The organism is Bacteroidales bacterium, assembly GCA_016707785.1.
In the GTDB taxonomy this organism is placed as follows: Bacteria; Bacteroidota; Bacteroidia; order Bacteroidales; family UBA4417; genus UBA4417.
In genome coordinates this window covers 44,890-64,820 of sequence record JADJGZ010000017.1, presented here as the reverse complement: position 1 = coordinate 64,820, position 19,931 = coordinate 44,890, and the positions used below count along the sequence as shown (strand labels likewise).

The 19,931-nt window shown below is 41.3% G+C and carries 13 protein-coding genes; 5 read left to right on the top strand and 8 right to left on the bottom strand.

The genetic code is table 11. From position 1 onward, the window contains the following. Positions 1-971 (bottom strand): hypothetical protein (locus tag IPH84_11270; protein ID MBK7173789.1); only part of this gene is annotated, 971 nt, incomplete at its 3' end. A 452-nt stretch (positions 972-1,423) separates the two neighbouring features. Between IPH84_11270 and IPH84_11265 the strand changes: the two genes are divergently transcribed. The 3 genes from IPH84_11265 (at position 1,424) to IPH84_11255 (ending at position 3,650) form a co-directional block, all read left to right on the top strand. Next, on the top strand, positions 1,424-2,359 hold the full coding sequence (locus tag IPH84_11265; GenBank protein MBK7173788.1) for a ribose-phosphate pyrophosphokinase: 936 nt from the start codon (positions 1,424-1,426) through the stop codon (positions 2,357-2,359). 23 nt (positions 2,360-2,382) lie between these two features. Beyond that, a complete protein-coding gene (locus IPH84_11260) occupies positions 2,383-2,955 on the top strand; it encodes a 50S ribosomal protein L25/general stress protein Ctc (protein ID MBK7173787.1) in 573 nt (190 codons plus the stop codon). 131 nt (positions 2,956-3,086) lie between these two features. Beyond that, positions 3,087-3,650 carry an aminoacyl-tRNA hydrolase gene (locus IPH84_11255; protein MBK7173786.1) on the top strand — a complete coding sequence of 188 codons (564 nt, stop codon included), beginning with the start codon at positions 3,087-3,089 and terminating at the stop codon, positions 3,648-3,650. A 39-nt stretch (positions 3,651-3,689) separates the two neighbouring features. Here the strand turns inward: IPH84_11255 and IPH84_11250 are convergent, their stop codons facing one another. Further along, positions 3,690-4,703: a hypothetical protein gene (locus IPH84_11250; GenBank protein ID MBK7173785.1), complete on the bottom strand. Its 1,014-nt coding sequence runs from the start codon at positions 4,701-4,703 to the stop codon at positions 3,690-3,692. A 147-nt stretch (positions 4,704-4,850) separates the two neighbouring features. Continuing rightward, complete coding sequence (locus IPH84_11245; GenBank protein ID MBK7173784.1) at positions 4,851-9,338, bottom strand: hypothetical protein; 4,488 nt, start codon at positions 9,336-9,338, stop codon at positions 4,851-4,853. Between the two features lie 103 nt (positions 9,339-9,441). On the opposite strand from IPH84_11245, the gene IPH84_11240 reads away from it, so the two are divergent. Further along, positions 9,442-9,873 (top strand): hypothetical protein, encoded by a 432-nt coding sequence (locus tag IPH84_11240; GenBank protein ID MBK7173783.1) that lies wholly within the window; start codon positions 9,442-9,444, stop codon positions 9,871-9,873. 33 nt (positions 9,874-9,906) lie between these two features. On the opposite strand, the gene IPH84_11235 is transcribed toward IPH84_11240, so the two are convergent. The 3 genes from IPH84_11235 to IPH84_11225 form a co-directional block, all read right to left on the bottom strand. Next, a complete protein-coding gene (locus tag IPH84_11235; protein ID MBK7173782.1) occupies positions 9,907-11,910 on the bottom strand; it encodes a glycoside hydrolase family 127 protein in 2,004 nt (667 codons plus the stop codon). A 134-nt stretch (positions 11,911-12,044) separates the two neighbouring features. Next, positions 12,045-12,959 carry a glycyl-radical enzyme activating protein gene (locus IPH84_11230; GenBank protein ID MBK7173781.1) on the bottom strand — a complete coding sequence of 305 codons (915 nt, stop codon included), beginning with the start codon at positions 12,957-12,959 and terminating at the stop codon, positions 12,045-12,047. A gap of 8 nt (positions 12,960-12,967) precedes the next feature. After that, the gene (locus IPH84_11225) at positions 12,968-15,424 is read right to left on the bottom strand and encodes a glycyl radical protein (protein ID MBK7173780.1); all 2,457 of its coding nucleotides are present in this window, start codon (positions 15,422-15,424) and stop codon (positions 12,968-12,970) included. Between the two features lie 490 nt (positions 15,425-15,914). Here IPH84_11225 and IPH84_11220 point away from each other — a divergent pair, with 490 nt between their 5' ends. Next, on the top strand, positions 15,915-16,967 hold the full coding sequence (locus IPH84_11220; GenBank protein MBK7173779.1) for an ATP-binding protein: 1,053 nt from the start codon (positions 15,915-15,917) through the stop codon (positions 16,965-16,967). Between the two features lie 44 nt (positions 16,968-17,011). Here IPH84_11220 and IPH84_11215 read toward each other — a convergent pair whose 3' ends face one another. Together IPH84_11215 and IPH84_11210 are read right to left on the bottom strand one after the other, a co-directional pair. Continuing rightward, positions 17,012-18,532, bottom strand: coding sequence for a glycine--tRNA ligase (locus tag IPH84_11215; protein ID MBK7173778.1), 1,521 nt, complete (start codon positions 18,530-18,532; stop codon positions 17,012-17,014). A gap of 233 nt (positions 18,533-18,765) precedes the next feature. Next, positions 18,766-19,929, bottom strand: a complete 1,164-nt coding sequence (locus IPH84_11210) for an aminotransferase class V-fold PLP-dependent enzyme (GenBank protein ID MBK7173777.1) — start codon at positions 19,927-19,929, stop codon at positions 18,766-18,768. Positions 19,930-19,931 lie beyond the last annotated feature (2 nt).

The window sequence follows — 19,931 nt, the reverse complement described above, 5'->3', positions numbered from 1 at the left end:
AGGCCGGATACAGCTGAAGTATACTCTGTACTTGCTGCTGCACAGGCAATGGTTCCGGCCATACCTGATGCAACGGCTGTTCCTGTCGCATCCTGCCCGGCTTTCACCTGTGCAGATGTTGGAGCAGAAGCTCCATTAGGAAGGATAACATAATATGAAGTTCCAGCTGCACTGATACTAACTTTAGCGGTAAAGCCTGATGGCGTTGTGTTTTCTGCTTTAGGATAGCCTGATGTCCAGGATGGAGCACTGGCGCCTGCAATTGCGCTCCAGGAAGTACCAACCCTAATACCATCAATAAGAAAATTTTGTGTTGCAGAATATTGCCTTAATGCAACAGTACCTGGTGTAATATCTGATTGAGCAGCATCTGTCAAGGGCCCTACAGAAGGCGAAACAGGTTCAGATGCTGGAATTGAACTATCAAAAATGAACAAGCTCACTTTATCGTTGGTTGAACCCGAAACAACTTCATATTTAAGAACTAAAAGGTATGTTGTGCCAGTTGTAAAGGTTGAACTTGCAAAAGTACCTGTGTTGCTGCCAACACTTACTCCAAAATGATTTGATGCATCTGTGAATACTTTTCCTCTGAATGTTGTACCTATTGTACTACCACCAAGGTTGAAAAAATATCCAGCTGAATTTGTTGTCACATTAACTAAAAAACCGACATAAACAGCACCACTTGACACAGCGGAAAATCCTTTATTGACATCTTCTCCAGTATTGTCAACTAGAGCTGCATTACCAATTCCACTAGAAAGATATCCGGGGAAAGTAAGGCCTCCATTGTTAACAGTGATTGCTTGTGAGTTTGCACTACTATGAGCTGTCCAACCATTTGCAGTTAGCAGAGTTCCAGCTGTATAGTCAAATTCTTCAACTAACAATTGCCCCCACCCATTCATTTGGAAGCAAAGCAAAAAAGTAAATGCCGTCAGGACGGCCAGACGAGTAAATTTTTTCATAAATAGGGTATTTTGGGTTTTTGGGTTTTTGCGGCTTTATAGAACAGGCAGGTCTCCAAGCTTGTGAACAGAGGTGCAAATATAGTGAAACAGACTTGAAATTCTATCAACATACCCCTCTGAAATCAGCATTTCATATAAACTTTTTTGTCGCTTAACATTCATTTAATCCCGGGTATGGAACTAATATTTGCATTCCTTTTTAAAGGGATTGTGAAGCTCTTTATAAACACAATAAAATGAGGCTGTTGCATAGGCTAACATTAATTCAGCGAAACAGTCTCTCACACTTTTTAAGCAAAATGAAACAAAGTGAACCATTATTTAACATGTCCGACTTCAGGAAGTCGGACATGTTCCATTGTTTTTTCTCTTATCCTGGACTGGAAATCAATTTGTGAGCTACCAAAAAAGGTTCTATCTTTGCAGGCCCATCCGATAATATAGCCACCATGAATAAGCCTATAAAAATCTTTTCAGGCAGGGCATCAAGGTACCTTGCAGAGAAAATCGCTGAATCATACGGGCAAAAATTAGGCGAAATACAGGTTACCGTATTTAGTGATGGGGAATTTACAACTTCATTTGAGGAAAACCTCAGAGGGAGTGATGTTTTTATTGTCCAATCCACATTTCCTCCCGCTGATAACCTGCTGGAACTATTAATGCTGGTGGATGCTGCCAGAAGGGCATCAGCAAGACATATCATTGCTGTGATCCCTTATTATGGTTTTGCCAGGCAGGACAGGAAAGACAAACCCAGGGTGCCGATTACCGCCAAACTCATTGCCAACCTGATTTCAAAGGCCGGAGTGCAGCGGATCATTACTGTGGATTTACATGCCGACCAGATTCAGGGCTTTTTTGATTTGCCTGTAGATCATCTGTATGCTTCTTCCATATTTCTCCCTTATATTAAAGGGTTAAATCTGCCCAACCTGGTGATGGCTTCGCCTGATACAGGCGGGACAAGAAGGGCTGCCGCCTATGCAAAAGCACTGGATACCGGTTTTGTGATTTGTTATAAACAAAGAGCTAAAGCCAACCTGGTGGAAACAATGCAGCTGATTGGGGATGTTAAAGGGAAAGATGTAATCCTAATGGATGATATCATCGACACTGGCGGTACTATTGTTAAGGCTGCACAAATCATGGTCGATAATGGAGCTGCCAGCGTCAGGGCTTTTTGCTCTCACCCCATACTTTCGGGTGATGCTATTGAGAAGATCGAGCGGTCAGCATTTACAGAAGTAGTGGTTACTGATACAATTCCACTTAAACACGAAAGTTCAAAGATTACTGTTCTAACAACCGCACACCTGTTGGCCGACGTAATCAAAAGATTGCAGAACTACGAATCAATTTCGTCTCTTTTTCAATTCAAATAATAATTACCTAAATCAATTAAACAATGAAAACAGTATCTATGAGCGGTTCTCTTCGGGAGAACGTAGGGAAAAAAGATGCTAAGAAAAACAGGGCTGCCGGTAAGGTACCTTGTGTCTTGTATGGTGGAAAATCTGAAGTCCATTTCGCAGTAACTGAAAAGGATTTCAATCCGGTGATCTTTACCCCTTATGCACACATTATCAATTTAAGTGTAGATGGTAAAGAATACAGGACTATCCTTCAGGATGTTCAGTATCATCCTGTTACCGATAAAATTCTGCATGTCGACTTCATGGAAATTATTCCCGGAAAACCAGTAATCATCACTGTTCCGATCCGTGTCGAAGGAACTTCCGAAGGTGTACTGCGTGGCGGGAAATTAGTGAAGAAATTCCGCAAGCTGAAAGTAAAAGCTCTGCCAGATCTTCTTCCTGATGAGATAAAAGTGAATATCAGCGGACTAGAAATTAATGGAACCATCAAAGTGGGTGATTTAAGTATCGAGAATGTTACACTTCTTGATGCTCCCAGCAGTGTATTGGTTACTGTTATTTCAACCCGCGCCGTTGAAACTGAAGTGCCAGGTAAGAAGTAAAATTCATAATGAGCATTTTGAAAGGTACAAGGTTCTTAACTTTGTACCTTTCGTTTTTATCCTCAATAGTTATGTTTCAATATTCCAGGAGCTGACCATTGAAAAGCGTTTACCTAATTGAATAATATTTGATGAAATACCTGATTGTAGGACTGGGGAATATAGGTGATGAGTATGCCAATACTCGTCATAATATAGGTTTTATAGTTCTTGATGCCCTTGCTCAGTCATTAGGTGCAAAATTCAGTATTGGCCGCCATGCTTCCATGGCTGAATGCAGAGTGAAAAACAAAGAAATGATCCTTCTGAAGCCCACTACTTACATGAATCTTTCAGGTAAAGCCGTCAAGTATTGGCTCGATAAGGAAAAAATTCCCCTTGAGAACCTGCTGGTTATCACCGATGATGTCGACCTTGACCTGGGTGTTCTGCGAATGCGATCCAAAGGAAGCGGCGGGAGCCATAACGGTTTGAATCATATTATTGAAACTCTGATCACCACAGATTGGTCAAGACTTCGCTTTGGAATTGGTAAGGATTATGCCAAAGGATTCCAGGTGGATTATGTGCTTGGAAGATGGTCGTCGAAAGATGAAAAAATATTACTGCCGCGCATTGATCTTGCCGTCGATATGATCAAAAGCTTTGTGCTTGCCGGTGTAAATCATACCATGTCGGAATTCAACAATAAGTGATTCTGGCCATTTTCACAGTTGTCCTGTTCCGGGAATAGCTTACTGATTTAACCCCTGAATCAAAAACGATTGATTGTCAATCAATGGAATAGAAGACTTTTTCAAAAGAAGAGGATATTTATTATACCATAGCCAGTTATTGAGTTGCGCATCCTGGATTTGCCGGTAATTGCCTTTTCCTTTTTCATAACTGAATTCAATCTTCCGGTTAATTCCCTCATATTTTTCAATCCAGGAACTCATATTTCCAAATGCATCATAGTTAAATTGAAAACTATGTGGCTTTTCTTGCCAATTACCATCCTGGAATTTAAATTCTTTCATTTCTGCCACTTTATCACCCAGGTAGTAGTAATCATTCCTGACATCTTCAAACCATTGGTCATTATTGGAATAGTATTCAGTATTTCCTATCAGCAATGTACTATCATATTGCAATGTCGTCTTTCTCACTGATTTCCAATTACCTTCCATATACAATTCGGAGATCACTTGTTCCGGTTCTTCACCTTTATATTCATATAGTTCATGCCAGACGGGATTAAAGATATCTTGCTTGTATTCAAATGAAGTTGAAAGCAAGACGTTGTTACCAATGAACTGACGCATAAATTTTTGATCAGGCACCCATTTCTCGTTATTAAATTCGAACCTGATACTGCTCAAAATCTTTTTTTCATCATATTCAAATTCATACCTTATACTGTTTTGCCAGGTTTTGGTATCATCAAGATAGTATACTGATATAATTCCTGTAGATGGCTTTGGGTATGAAATTAAAACCCGATGATATTCAGCTAGACTTTGGTTTGAATTCTTGGCAAAGAGCCGAACTGCAATTAATTGATCATTCTGATAATCTAATACATAGCGTGCAACAAACACTTCGTCATCATAAACAGAGTATTCCTTAATCCTGTAATCAGCAGAGGATGGCTGATTTGCTTCCTTCTGACAACTTGCCAAAATCAACAAAATGGATCCGATGGAAAACAGATATTTAGTCAGTTTAACAAAACGTACCAGTATGCTACTCGTTCTTACTTTTACCATAATGATTCGAAAAATAAATTAGAAATTGAATCAGCAGTACAAGCCTGATAAAGCAAAATGAGTAATAAGTTATTTTGAGTCAGCTGGAGTGTATTAGAAGTAAGATGGGAATAATCCTTAGTTAGGATGAATTGGAAGAAATGGCAGTTAATAAGTATTCGGATTCTTAATGCAACGAACAGAATATCCTTCTGTTTTTAAAATATCAGTTCTGCATATATTTGGTTGATTTGTATAAAGTCCCCACATCCATGCAGTGCCGGGACTGAAGTCCTGTGAAGACCAAAAGTGGGCAGCATTTCCATTCTCCAGAAACGAGATTTCCAGAGAACTGTAATAACCGGATGCCAATGCAGTAAATCCAGAGCTATTTGACCCATTCCCTCCAGAATTCCAGCTATTGCTTGCTTTTAAATTGGTTCCGGCAACAATTCCATCACAGTAATTGGAGTTGCAGTTGAAGGTTGAATCCACAAAATAGCTTAATTCACACCAGTCTTCATTATCAGGGATATGCCATCCCTCCGGACAAATTCCCTGGTTCCCAGGTAGGTTCGAATATTGCATGGCTTCATCCCATTGATACAGGCCTCCAAAAACAGCACAATTAGATTCCTGGTTGCCATAACAATATTTTTCAACTAAGTTATTATTATATTGATTTTCAAGGCTACTGATCATTATGCCTACATCAAGATTTTCCTTTAGCCAGCATTGTTCTCCAATCAGGATTGTATTGTAGGTTTTTCCTCCGTATATCAGGGTGGGTTCACCTGGACAGGAAGTGGTATTGATTATTGTATCGAATGTTGTAAATACAATCTCATTTCCATAAGCAATACCTCCTATGTTCTCAGCATAAGCCCTTGCATAATAGGTAGTATTGGGTGATAAATTAATGAGTTGACTGACATAATCCCCCGTTCCAGCTCCTTCATTTGTATGTGGACTTGCCAGGGTTGGTCCAGGAATGGTATCATAACAAACACCTTTACTGCTTATTTCAGATCCTCCGGAAGCTAAACCAGAACCACCGCTTGTTGCTGTGTATGAACCCAGATAAGTAGCCGGAACGGTTGTTACCTGGGCCAATTCAAGGCTGTCGTTCTTTATACACCTGACACTTAATCCGGTATATTCATAGATCTCAACATCATATATGTTTCCCGAACTATTAACGATATAACGGGCAGATGGACTCCATTCCCATTGATAAGTTGAGGACCAGAAAGTAGTACGTTCTCCAATCCATTGAAAGTAATCAAACAAGGCTACAGATTCTACTTGTCCTGCAGGTAGTGCATAAAAACCATATTCATTGGTTGCCCCGATGTTAGGTTCAGCCCATATTGCAGTTCCGACATCTTTCAGTTTTCCTCCTGCAACTGATACTCCACCAAGATGATCTGTAAGGGCGTTCCAATCAGAAGCAGAGGGAATATGCCAACCATCCGGACAAATACCTTGTGAGCCTTCTATATAAGAGTATTGCATCATCTCCTGCCAAAAATAGAGACCTCCATAAAGACTGCAATTTGACTCAAGATTATCATAGCAGAATTTTTCAATTATTGAATCATTTTGAGAAAATGCCGGAGCATCTGTCATGGTTCCGACATTAAGGTTCTCCTTCAGCCAGCATTGATTTCCAATAGCAACGGTATGATAGGTTTGTCCTTCATAAACTATCGAATCCAGGCCCGGGCAGGGAATCCCGTAGGAAGCAGTAGATATACTCCTCTCAGGGCCATAGGCTGTACCTGCGAGATTAGTAGCATATGCCCTGAAATAGTAAATGCTGTCTTGATGCAAACCACTGATCAGACTTGAAAAAGTTCCATAACCACTACCCTCGATGTTATGAGAATCGGATATATCCGGATTTGCTTGTGAACTCCAGCACACCCCTCTTTCAGTAACGGGTGTCCCTCCCAGAGATGTAACCGCACCTCCGGTGATTACTGAATCAAGACTATAGAATTGAATATTGGAAGTGGATACATCAACCAATTGTAGGCTATCATCCATTATACAACGAACTACCCCATATCCTTGAAGAAAGCTTTTATGACAATAAGGGTCAACTGAAACAGAGGGGGTATTTGTCCATACCTTACGACCAGAGGCGTATCCGGATCCTTGCTGATACGAACATTCTGATGAATTGAGCCAATAACTATAAATTCCCTGAAAATCTTCAGGCACAGCCGAAAATCCGCTTTCATTGGTTGCTCCTGAATTTGGAAAAGCCCACCTTTTCAACCCTGTGCTTTTCATCTTTCCACCTGCAATATTATTTCCGCCAAGAAATTTGGTGAGGGTATCCCAGTCTTCACTGGTAGGAATATGCCAGCCTGATGGACAAATACCTTGTGATCCTTGATTTGCATTATATTGCATCAATTCATCCCATCGGTAGAAACCTCCGGAAAGATCACAATTAAACTCAAAGTCTTCAGAGCAGTATTTCTCAATAATACCATTGTCTGTGGAATTCTGGGCCTGATCAATTCTGGTTCCAATATTTAGGTTTTCCCTGAACCAGACCTGGGTACCAATTTTTACTGTATTATAGGTCTGGGTCCCATAAGTGATAAGTGGCATTAGTGAAAAAATTGCTCCACCAGGTTGAAGGGTTGTGAAACTATATTCCGGTCCATAGGAAGTACCTTCAGCATTCGTTGCATAAGCTCTGAAATAATAGTGACAACCTGTTTCAAGACCTTGTAAGTCAATTGAATAGATCAAATCATTTCCTTCGTGAACTGCAAAAAAATCTTCTAGATTGGGTAACGCGGATTTACTCCAACATACTCCTGACCGGATAATAGCAGAACTTCCCTGGGAAATGATATTCACCTTTGTACGCGCAGAAGTCATACTAACTGAATCTACCGGGTTAGTTGTAACAACAGGGGGTTCATGATAAACAGGAAATTCAGCTTCTATTCCGGCTGAATAGTTATTGTCAATAATGATCAGGTCTGCGGCATCTATGGTGCCATCACCATTCACATCCTCCGGCACATAGCCATTCCTAAATTCTCCCGATGAAATCTCAATACGATTAAGGTCCTCCTCGTTAATCTTGCCATCCTGGTTGATATCACCACTAAGTATTACCCATGATTGTCCTGATCGTCCCTGATTTGCCCCAAAAGCCATTTCAGCTGCCGAGCTAAAGTCATAGTTGATCAAATTCTTTGCAAATGAAACAGGATATGCGCTCCAGGTCTCAATACTATTCCTGTGATTGATGACAATATAGCAGGATGCTCTCAAAAAATCAGGTAAATCCACTTTAATTATTCCACTTATAGGAAGAGCAATATCCCGAAACCTGAAAACTTCTTCATATGGAGGATTTGCACTCTTTATCCTGATTGTTACCAGATCAGCAGTATCACTTTGAAACCTAACGTCATTGTAGTCACGGGCTTTATTCAAATAATCATGCTGGGGGTTATAAATACCTTCAGGGTAAAACTTCAAAACCAATGTGCGATATAGAACATTAATAATGACCTCTTCTGAATAAGCCTCCGGGCATTCGCCTTGTTTGACTACAGCACGATATTTCCATATGCCTGCATTACCTGGCAGATCGGAAAAAGTAATTGAAGATATTGATAAATCCTCCCAGTTCCCTGATTCAAAACAGCGTTGCCATTTAATTATGCTCCCGGAATATCCAGTCAGTGTCATTATTCCGGTAGAGTCTCCAAGGAAAATATTGGTATCACTGTTAATCCAGCCACCTTCAGATCCGGAATTAATTGTAATTAAAACAGGGGATGACTCTATGACCCGCTCACAGGGCTGATGTTGCATATATTCGACCAGCACACTATCGCCATTCTCCGGCAAATAAGTATAGAAAGGTTCTGAAGTTGAGGTTAAGTGAATACCGGAAACGGAGAATATCTTCCATAGATATTCGGCACTTGTCCCGGCGTTTTGAACTTCTGCACTTAAAGTAACGGGTATTCCCGGACAAATATCAACCTGGGGTGGTGCTATTGAAACAAATGGTTCCGGGAATACTGAAACTATTGCTATCCCATTCATAGCATACCTTCCGGCAGCATTAACTCCAACAACTGAATAAGTACCAGGCAGGGAACAACTCCAGTTAATTGGTCCATTATTTCCATTCATTGATCCCAGAAAGGAGTCATTAAAGTATAAGAGATAGGTTACCCCTGATTCAGACCCATCAAGGCCAACTTCGACAGGAAAAACATCCTGACAAAAACTTCCACTTCCAATAACATTAAAAATGGAAGGTGGTTCTGGTAGTGGATAATTTAATACCTGGTTTGCAGCCTTACTAAAACAATTGTTAGAATCTGTGATTAAGGGGATGCTGACTTGCCAGATAAACTTCGAAACCTCCGTTCTAAATCCTGATGGAGAGAATATAAAACCCAGGTCCGGAGTGCCTGTCGCCCATGGAACACTGTTGATTATTTGAATGCGACAAACCCTGGTCGGATTCAGAGAATCTGTAGAAAGAATAGTGCCCTGTCCTGGTAAAGGGAATGGCATGGGAAACAGTTCAATACTGTTGGTGGTAGTATTGAAAGCAATATTGGTGGGCTTTTGACAGTAATTGAGTGTGGATGAATTGCACATGATCAGGCACTGTATTTGTCCACCGTTTATTATTGCGGGATTAACATAAATCCCTGCCTTTATACAAGATAGTTCAAAGGGATGAAGACTGTCCAGACTTAAGATGTTCAAATCGAATTCTAAAACTTTATCTGAAACCTGGATATCATTTGCTATTGTAAATTCAAAAGTGTTTCCACATAAAATCGAATTTAATTCATTTAATACGCCAGAAGGATTGGTGCTATTTGTCTTGTTACCGTTACAACTACTATTTGTATTAATTCCCCGCACTGCGGTTGGCATGGTACTCGCAACCAAGATGAAAAAGAGCAGAAAAAATGTATTAGAGAATTTCATACTTCATCAGATAAACCATCCTCTGTATGTGAAATATAAACAAAAAATATTACAACCCGGAAGAACTAAATACTTCAGGAGTTTAGGTGAATCGGAGCTTAGGAGCAGACATGCCGGACTAGAGTTTTCAGCAGTGGGCAATTCGGGATATAAAGTTATGAAAAAAAACCCAATTGCGGAAGATGTTTCAAAATGAAACAAGCATTTAATCAAATTGTTTTGGGCTCCATTAATGCAGATCAACGATTGGAAACTCAGCAATCCTTAGCGTTGAGCATCCATATGGTATTAGAACAATTTCCTCTTCAGGGGTATCAAGTTCACGATGTGGCCAGGCTGGATAAGGCAGTTTCCCGGTGGAATTTTCATATAAGGTCCAATGTGGGATTTTTTTGCCTTTAGTTTTGATGTGAATTGGGGCATTTGCAAGGTTCCAGGGCATGTCATTTTTCAAACTATCCTGCTGAACTTTAAAATCTAGTTCTTTCACAGCTTTTGCAGTAATTCCGTAATTCCAGGCCGACAATGGCAATACCTCAAAAAATGTGTCATCCCTGTTATCAGCTTTCACCTCTTTCCATAATTCCTCTACTTTCAAAGCATATACCAATGGGCCTCTCTCTATTCCCAGGGATCGTTCATACCAATTCGACAATCGGATATCCATAGGGAATTGTAAGTCTACTTTATCGTTTTCTGACCATATTCGATGAATCTTAACGGTTTCTCCCTCATGAAATGTTCCCCAGCTAATCCCATTTACTTTCACCAGGGGATTTTTACACCAGAGGGGGATTCTAAGATATAGCGGAAAATCCGTAGGCTTGGTTAGCTTTATGTTGAATGTCAGATGTTCTGAAAAAGGGTAGGTTGTATTTTCGGTTATTTCCACAGATGTTCCATCACCTACTATGGCCTTTACGCTTGAAGGGCCATAGACCAATGCCGCCAAACCCTTGTCAGAAGTTGCATACCACAGGTTACCTACAAACTTTGGCCACCCCTGGTGCATATTTGCAAGGCAGCAAGGATATCCACTTGTGGTTCCGAAAACAATTCTGCCATTATAATCACAATCGAAATGGCGCCAATCATCAGTGATCAAGACCTGGTTAACTTGCTGAAAGTACTGTTTGCGGGTGAAATGATCATCTACCTGGGTGGGTAAAACATTGTAGGCAATTTTTTCCAGATAGTCGGCATAATAAAGATCACCGGAGATTGGTAAAACGCTTTCCAGTGAATACATCAATTCTATCGCCGAACAAAGCTCTGATCCCTGAATGGGGTCATTCCCATGCAACATTTCATCCGCGCCATACATCCCATTTACAAAACCATGCACATCCCTGAGGGCATCAAGCCCCGACTTTACAGCATAGATGTATTTCCTGTCAGGATTCAGTTGCGAATAAATCACCGGTTCCTTTAAGCCTTGTGCGATATTAACACAATGTAAGTCGGGATAAGGATTTACATTCCTGAGGGTGTTGTCGGTAAATACATCTGTCCAGTGAAAGGTCTGTTGATGGATGAGTTCTGCCAATTCAAGGAGGAATTTTTCTCCGGTCAGGTTATAGAGCCAAAGTACTACCTGCAGATTGTCGCCCCCTCTTTGTGCACCCCAGAAAGTCCAGTGATCCAAAGGATATTTCGGGAGCATTTTTAACTGATACCTGAAATAGGCAGTCAATAGCCGGGGAATCCTTTCATCAGCAGTTGCTGAATAGTATTGTTGCATAGCTTTCAGCATGACCATTTTTGGCCACCAGTCTTCGCTGTTTGTTTGTTGAGTGCCTTTGATTTTTTCAAAACCTTCAGGAAGTGCATAAGGTCCGAAATATCCATCAGGCCTCTGGTTTGCTATTGACCACTCCATCCAGTCCTTCACTTTCTTCTTCAGGGCATCATCATTTAAAATGTAGGCCAGGGGAACCAGTCCATCTATCCAGTAAGGACCTCTTTCCCAGCAATCGCCTTTACCTCCTAACCAGCCATTCTGAGGACCACATACGACGCTGTAAATGCTATCCAGGTGTCCGCTCAGGCCATCTCTCTGGAGTTCAAGCATTTTCAACAAATGTCCCTGTGGCTTTATGGCTCCCAGGGGTAGCTGAAGATATTTTACGGGTTGAAGAGGAAGCCGGTTTTCAGTGTAAAGGATTTTAGACTTTTGTGCATGGGAAAAACTTATCCCCAAAATGAATAGCGATAGCAGAAAAAAAGTTTTCATCCTGATTCCCGGATTGGTTTTATAGAATAAATATAGGTTGATATAGCTCCGGATAGTTCCCCGGATAAAAATATATTCTGATCAAATGACATTTTTGATTTTTGTGAAGGTCGGAGAAGGTGATGATGGAATAATCATCCCCCAATGGCAGCTGTTAAACCATGTTGCCTGAATATTTCTATGCAGCCTGTTATTGTAACTGCTGATGGCTCTCCCAGACTACCCGGATCATACAGACCGCCCAGCTTCTCATACTTTTTTGAAGCAATGGAGTGGTAGGGGAGGAGGTGAACAGTATTGGCATTTTTGGGTAAAGCAGCTATGAAAGAGGCGGTCCTGGAGATGTTAAATTCGTCGGTATTGAACCCCTCAATCAAAGGGATTCTGATAGCAATTTTACTTCCCTTTCCGGAAAGTAAACGGAGGTTCTCAAGAATTAACTCATTCGAAACACCGGTAAATTGTTTGTGAATTTCCGGATTCATGTGCTTAACATCATAAAGGAACAGTTCTGTATGGACAGAGACTTCTTCGAGTATTTCCCATTTAGCATAGCCGGAAGTGTCAACAGCCCTGTGAATTCCTTCCAGGCCGCAAGCTTTGAGTAATGAAAGCAGTAAATCTGGATGTTGCAGGGGCTCCCCTCCGGAAAAGGTGACGCCGCCTCCCGAAGTATCCATCAATAAGGTTTCTTTCCTGATGGCATTCATAATATGGTCAACACTTATTTTCTTGCCACTCATTTCTGTTGCCATGGAGGGACAAACATCTGCACAACTGCCACATAGCGTGCAAAGTTCAAAATTGGTTATAATACCTGATTTCGACGTCAAGTGCAATGCATTTTCAGGACAGGCTTCAATACATTTCTTACAGCCAATACATTTTGAAGCTGTATATAATTTCTGAACTTTTGAAGACTGGCTTTCCGGGTTGTGGCACCATGTGCAGGATAAAGGGCAGCCTTTCAAAAAAACGGTTACACGGATTCCGGGGCCATCGTTGATAGAGTAGCGTTTAATGTCGAATATAAGTCCCGGTTCCGCCATAGATAGTATTAAAAGGATTCGTTTTCAGTGCGTTCGATCACTTCTTGCTTGAGGTCATCATTCATATCATTAAAATAGTCACTATAGCCTGCCATACGGACCAGCAGATCGCGGTATTCTTCAGGATGTTCCCTCGCTGCCAGCAGGGTTGCAGTGTCTACTATGTTGAATTGAATATGATGGCCGCCCAATGCAAAATAGCTTCGGATCAGGCTCCCAAGTTTAGCTATATCTTCATCCCTTTTCAATAAACCTGGAAGAAAGCGGAGGTTAAGCAGGGTTCCCCCGGTTTTTACATGATCGAGCTTTGTGAGTGATTTAATTACAGCAGTCGGTCCGTTTGTGTCGCAGCCATGTGAAGGAGATGTTCCGTCAGAAATCGATTTACCTGCCAGTCTGCCATTGGGTGTAGCTCCCAGAACCTTTCCAAAGTAAATATGACAAGTAGTAGACAACATATTCAGGTGATATTTCCCGCCAGCTTTTCCATTGGGGCGGTTATCAATCAGGTCGAACAGGTCGTCAAATACACGAAGTGCCAGTTGATCCGCATATGCATCATCATTCCCGTAGAAGGGAGTGTGGTTCAATATATTTTGCCGGAGAGGTTCCTCTCCGTCGAAATTGGATTGTAAAGCATAGAGTAAATGATCCATTTTAACGGAACCCTCTTCAAAAACATGTTTTTTCAGTACAGAAAGACTATCGGTAACGGTGCCCAGGCCAGTACATTGAATATAAGTAGTGTTATACCGGGGACCTCCATTGTAATAATCCCTCCCTTTCTTAATGCAATCATCAATCACAACTGACAAAAAAGTTGCGGGTGTATAAAGGGCATACATCCGGTCGATGTAGTTGTTCACCCTGATTTTTAAATCAATGAAATACTTAAGCTGCTGTTGAAAGGCCGCGTAAAAGGATTCAAAATTTGTAAATAATGCAGGATCTCCTGTTTTTGGTCCTGCCTGCTTGCCTGAAACCGGGTCGAAGCCATTGTTCAGTGTGATTTCCAGTACTTTGGGCACATTAAAATACCCGGTCAGAATATAGGCTTCCTTGCCAAAAGCACCTACTTCAATACATCCGCTACACCCTCCTTCTCTTGCATCTTTCAGACTTTTACCAGATCGGAGCATCTCCTGGATATAGATATCGGGATTAAAAACGGAAGGATATCCGTGTCCTTGCCTGATTACCCTGGCGGCAGCATGCAGAAATCGATTCGGGGTAACTGAGGCAATATGAACAGAATTACCAGGTTGAAGGATATGAAGTTCTTCGATTACTTCAAGCATCAGGTAAGAGACTTCATTTACCCCATTACTGCCATCAGCCTTTACACCTCCAATATTAATGTTGGTAAAATCATTATAAGTGCCACTTTCCCTTGCAGTAATGCCCACTTTGGGAGGAGCAGGCTGGTTGTTTACCTTTATCCAGAAACAGGATAATAGTTCTTTGGCTTTATCTCGGGAGAGCTTTCCTTCTGCTATATCTCTTTCATAGAATGGACTAAGGTGCTGATCGAAATGACCGGGATTCATAGCGTCCCAACCATTCAATTCCATGATGGTGCCAAGATGTACAAACCAATACATCTGAATAGCTTCATGAAAGGTTTCCGGGGCATGAGCAGGCACCCGGCGACAAACCCGGATGATGCTTTCCAGATCATTTCTCCTGGATGGATCAGTTTCAGTAACTAATAATTCAGCTGCCTTTTCAGCATGACGACCAGCAAGTAAGATGATGGCATCGCAGGATATAGCCATTGCCTTTAGTTGTTCAGCCTTGTCAGTGGCTTCCGGATCATTGAAAAAATCGAGCCTTGAAATTTCAAGTTCAATTTCTCTTTTAAAATCCAGCATTCCCTTATGGTAAATTTTGTCATCGAGACAGGTGTGACCAGGGGCCCGTTGTTCCATGAACTCAGTGAAAACACCTGATTCATAAGCCACCTTCCATTCTTCAGGAACATGACTGAATATCCTTTCCCTTTGGGTGCGTCCTTGCCAGAAAGGGATCACCTCATGTGCATAGCGTTGAATATCAGGGTCGCTGATAAAATAGTTCTGCTGTTCCCTGCTACGGAGGACTTCCAGGTCTTCAACCGAATGACAGGTAAGTTCCGGAAAGGTAGAGACAGCCTTTGGTTTTTCTCCTCTTTCACCAACAATGAGATCATGAGAACCGATATAGATGCTCTTTTTCTTACAAAGTTCAAGGAAGTTAAGTGCTCTCATTACAGGTATGGAGTATTTCCCCTGGTTTTCTTTGTAGAAGGCCGTTTCAATTAAAGCTCTTTCAATAGATAAAGAGGTTGCAGTGTTAACACTCTCCTCCCTGAGCTTTTGAATCCGCGTATTCATTCCCGGCAAATTTCCTTTTTCAGGGTAGAAATTTCCTTCAACACCTGCCGGTCGCTCAGGATCCTCATTATGCCTTTTAAGTTTTTCGAACATGATTCAATGATTGAATATTCAGGATTCAATTGTTTGAAAGAGCATCTGATAAATAATCAGAGCCCATTGATTATGATATCCGGGGAAAACAATCCAGTTCCGGGGAGGGAAATCAATTCATCCAACAGCAGTAGAGACCTTTGCCGTTATTATGGAAGAGGGTGGAAATGAAAAGTGTACTCATTCCTTTAATTGTGTTAGACAAATTTAAGGAAGATTATACATATAGCAGTAGCTTCTAATATTAATCCTCAAAATGATTCCGGTGCTGGTAATGGTTAACTGAAGAAAAGAATGTCCTTTTCATGGGTTAAACTATTCTAGTTGATTACGCAAAATGCGTTACGCAATTTGCGTAACGCATTTTGCGTAAATTAAATAATTTATTATTACCTTTGTGGGATCCATTAAAGAGACAAGAATGAAACTAAATCCTTTTCCTACAAGAGATTATATAGGTCCAGAATACTTTTGTGATCGAATCAGCGAAATGGATCAGCTCCTTTTAGCCATCAAAAATCAACGACATACCACGTTAATATCTCAACGAAAAATTGGAAAAACTGCCCTTATCAAACACCTATTTCATACATTAAATACAAAAAATGATGTATCAGTTCATTATTTTGATATTTACCCTACCCAAAATTTAAAGGATTTTACCAATCAGCTTTGTAATTCATTGATCGGGTACTTTGAGTCAAAACCTGAAAAGGTCGTACAGAAATTAGTGAAAGTACTGGGGCAATTCCGTCCAAAACTTACCCTTGATGAGTTCTCCGGGAAACCGGGTATAGAGCTGGATTTACAAACAGAAACAGAAACACGTCACAGTTTAGTTTCCCTGTTTAATTACCTTTCAGAACAAGAAAGACAAGTGGTGATTGCAATTGATGAGTTTCAGCAAATTACTCAGTATCCCGAATCTAATGTGGAAGCAATATTGCGTTCACATATTCAAGGGAGCAAGAATATTTCCATGATTTATTCAGGAAGCAACAGGCATATGTTGACTAATCTTTTTAATGATTATGCCCGACCTTTTTACCAAAGTTCAGGCTTTCTGTTTCTTGAACGCCTTAATAAGGAGATCTACTTCAGTTTTATCTCAGGTCATTTTAAATCTGTTAACAGGATTATCTCCCATACTGCACTGAATTATCTTTATGATTGGACTACAGGGATTACTTATTATGTTCAGGAAGTTTGTAACCGCCTGTATGCAACACAGGCAAAAAAGATTGATGTACCGGAAGTAAATGCAATTCTCCTTCAGATAATGGAAGAAAGAACACCATTATACCTGGTATATAGAGATTTGCTAACCAAGCACCAGTTCAATGTGCTGATAGCCTTATCAAAAGAGGTATATGCAGATCAACCCTCATCTTCAGCTTTTCTGGCTGAGCATAATCTGGGAGCTGCCAGTAGCGTGCAACGTTCACTGGAAGCCCTGCTGAATAAGAACCTGATATTTCAGGAAGATGGGAAATACATACTCCAGGAAGTTTTCCTGATGCGATGGTTGCAAAGGTATTTCTGATCCGGGTATAGAAATACCTAGTATGCTGGAAAAATTTAAAGAGTTCAGGACCTGAGTTTTGCCCGGATGATGCTATCTATTTTATCGATTCCGATTCGCTCCTGCTGCATACTATCCCTGTCGCGAATAGTTACTGTATTGTCCTCAAGTGTTTGATGGTCAATAGTAATGCAATAAGGAGTTCCGATAGCATCATGCCTGCGATAGCGCTTACCGATGGAATCCTTCTCCTCATACTGACACATATAATCAAACTTCAGTGTATCCATGATTTCCCTTGCTTTTTCAGGAAGGCCATCTTTGGATGTTAAAGGAAGAATGCCACATTTTATTGGTGCCAGCACTGCAGGTAGTTTTAAAACCACCCTTTCGGAACCATCTTCCAGCTTTTCTTCAGTATAGGCATGACTGAGCATAGCAAGGAAGGTGCGGTCAAGACCGATTGATGTTTCAATCACATAAGGAACATATGTTTCATTAAGTTCAGGATCGAAATAAGTGATCTTTTTTCCTGAGTATTTCTGATGAGAAGAAAGGTCAAAATCAGTACGGGAATGGATACCTTCGAGTTCCTTGAACCCAATCGGGAAATCAAATTCAATATCAACAGCAGCATTGGCATAATGAGCCAACTTCTCATGTTTATGGAAACGATATTTTGTTGCAGGAATCCCAAGTGAAAGATGCCATTTCAAACGGGTTTCTTTCCATTTTTCAAACCATTCAAGCTCAGTACCAGGCCTGACAAAGAATTGCATTTCCATCTGCTCAAATTCACGCATACGGAAAATGAACTGGCGGGCAACAATCTCATTCCTGAAAGCTTTTCCGATCTGTGCAATTCCAAAAGGAATCTTCATGCGCCCGGTTTTCTGGACATTGAGGTAATTCACAAAAATTCCCTGGGCGGTTTCAGGGCGGAGGTACAAAGTGTTTGCTTCTTCGCTTACCGATCCCATTTGTGTGCTGAACATCAGGTTAAACTGCCTGACTTCTGTCCAGTTCCTGGAACCGCTTACCGGGCAAACAATCTCCAGTTCCTCAATAAGTTTCTTAACATCAGCCAGATCGTTTTGCTCCATTGCACCATAAAAGCGCTTGCTGGCAGCTTCAATTTTAGCCTGGTATTCGAGAACCCTGGGATTTGTGGAAAGGAATTGTTCTTTATTAAAAGTTTCGCCAAAACGTTTTTCGGCTTTTTCAACTTCTTTATCAATTTTATCCTGCCATTTAGCGAGGTGATCTTCAACAAGCACATCAGCCCGATACCTCTTCTTTGAATCCTTGTTGTCAATCAAGGGATCATTAAAAGCGTCCACATGACCGGATGCTTTCCAGATGGTAGGGTGCATGAAAATTGCAGAGTCGATGCCTACAATGTTTTCATGGTGCTGCACCATGGCTTTCCACCAGTATTGTTTGATGTTATTCTTAAGTTCTGCACCATTCTGACCATAATCGTAAACAGCGCTTAATCCGTCGTAAATTTCACTCGACTGGAATACAAACCCATACTCCTTGGCATGGGAAATTATTTTTTTGAAAACTTCTTCGTTCTGTGCCATAGGGCAAAGGTAAGGAAATCCTTTGAAATAGCCAATGTAAGTGCTGAGTGCTGGGTGCTGAGTGCCCCGAAGGGGAGCCCTTGGCTCCATGTGCCCATGTGCCGGAGTGCCAAAGTGCCGGAGTGCCGGAGTGCGTACCGATGTACCGACGTGCCATGTGCTGGGTATCGGAGTTCAGCGTGCCGGAGTATAAATTGTCAATACCTGATTACAATTGACATTTTCAGTTTAATCTATCTCAGGCCTGCAATTTCAGTGATGGCAAGTATGGCTTTGTCGATATGATCTTCTGTATTGAAAGGTCCAATGCTTAGGCGTGCAGTGCCATGTATCTTATCAGTACCCAGCATCTCATGAACCTTTGGCGCACATTGTAAACCAGTCCGGCAGGCGATATTATAATCCACATCCAGCATGGTGCCCACATCCCCCGATTCAAAGCCTTTAATATTCAGACTCAGGACAGGGTTCTTATTTGCCCTGTCGAGGGCACAATAAGTTGTAACATTATCCAGGCTTTGAACACTTTTACGAAGTTTATCCCACAGATCCATTTCCCTTTCATGGATAGCATCAATGCCTTGTTCAGTTATCCATTTTACCCCTGCATTGAGACCAGCAACTCCCAGTAAATTAAGGGTGCCGCATTCCAAGCGGTATGGAAACTCTTCAAGATGGGTAAGCTGAGCCGAACGCACACCGGTTCCTCCAAATCGGGTATACCGAACAGGTACATCTTTCATCACATAGGAGCCTCCTATTCCGGTAGGGCCCATGAGGCACTTATGGCCGGTAAAAATGAAAGCATCAATTCCCATTTTCTGCATATCCACATTGACAGCTCCTGCACTTTGACTCCCATCAACAATGAAATATACCCCGGCTTCCTTACAGATCCTGCCAATTTCTTCCACAGGCTGAACCGTGCCTATTACATTTGAACAATGGTTAACTATCACGAATTTGGTATTCTTTCGAAGGGCTTTTTTTATCTCCTGTGGATCCACATACCCGCTTACCGGATCGAAGGCTACATAGGTTGTATCGATGATTCCGGCCTGGGTTAAATGATAAAGCGGCCTTAACACTGAATTATGCTCAAGCATTGTAGTAATCACATGATCACCCTCCACTGCAAGTCCCTGCATAATCATATTCAGTGAATCGCTGGCATTGTAACTGAATGTCAGCCTGTTGAAATCTCCATCCCCGTTAAAAAGACTGGTTAGCATTTTACGGGTATCTGTGACCATTTCTTCGGTTTCAATGGCTGCATCAAAACCGGTTCTTCCCGGGCTCACACCTTTTGTCCGATAGAAATTGAACATGAAATCATAAACTGGGTCTGGCTTTGGAAAGGAGGTAGCTGAATTGTCGAGATAAATGAGGTTTTCCATAA

What these genes read in the sequence shown, in the direction of transcription:
- IPH84_11265 (MBK7173788.1), top strand. Translation starts at nt 1,424, where the DNA reads ATGAATAAGCCTATAAAAATCTTTTCAGGCAGGGCATCAAGGTACCTT.
- IPH84_11260 (MBK7173787.1), top strand. Translation starts at nt 2,383, where the DNA reads ATGAAAACAGTATCTATGAGCGGTTCTCTTCGGGAGAACGTAGGGAAA.
- IPH84_11255 (MBK7173786.1), top strand. Translation starts at nt 3,087, where the DNA reads ATGAAATACCTGATTGTAGGACTGGGGAATATAGGTGATGAGTATGCC.
- IPH84_11250 (MBK7173785.1), bottom strand. Translation starts at nt 4,703, where the DNA reads ATGGTAAAAGTAAGAACGAGTAGCATACTGGTACGTTTTGTTAAACTG.
- IPH84_11245 (MBK7173784.1), bottom strand. Translation starts at nt 9,338, where the DNA reads ATGTGCAATTCATCCACACTCAATTACTGTCAAAAGCCCACCAATATT.
- IPH84_11240 (MBK7173783.1), top strand. Translation starts at nt 9,442, where the DNA reads ATGTTCAAATCGAATTCTAAAACTTTATCTGAAACCTGGATATCATTT.
- IPH84_11235 (MBK7173782.1), bottom strand. Translation starts at nt 11,910, where the DNA reads ATGAAAACTTTTTTTCTGCTATCGCTATTCATTTTGGGGATAAGTTTT.
- IPH84_11230 (MBK7173781.1), bottom strand. Translation starts at nt 12,959, where the DNA reads ATGGCGGAACCGGGACTTATATTCGACATTAAACGCTACTCTATCAAC.
- IPH84_11225 (MBK7173780.1), bottom strand. Translation starts at nt 15,424, where the DNA reads ATGTTCGAAAAACTTAAAAGGCATAATGAGGATCCTGAGCGACCGGCA.
- IPH84_11220 (MBK7173779.1), top strand. Translation starts at nt 15,915, where the DNA reads ATGGATCAGCTCCTTTTAGCCATCAAAAATCAACGACATACCACGTTA.
- IPH84_11215 (MBK7173778.1), bottom strand. Translation starts at nt 18,532, where the DNA reads ATGGCACAGAACGAAGAAGTTTTCAAAAAAATAATTTCCCATGCCAAG.
- IPH84_11210 (MBK7173777.1), bottom strand. Translation starts at nt 19,929, where the DNA reads ATGGAAAACCTCATTTATCTCGACAATTCAGCTACCTCCTTTCCAAAG.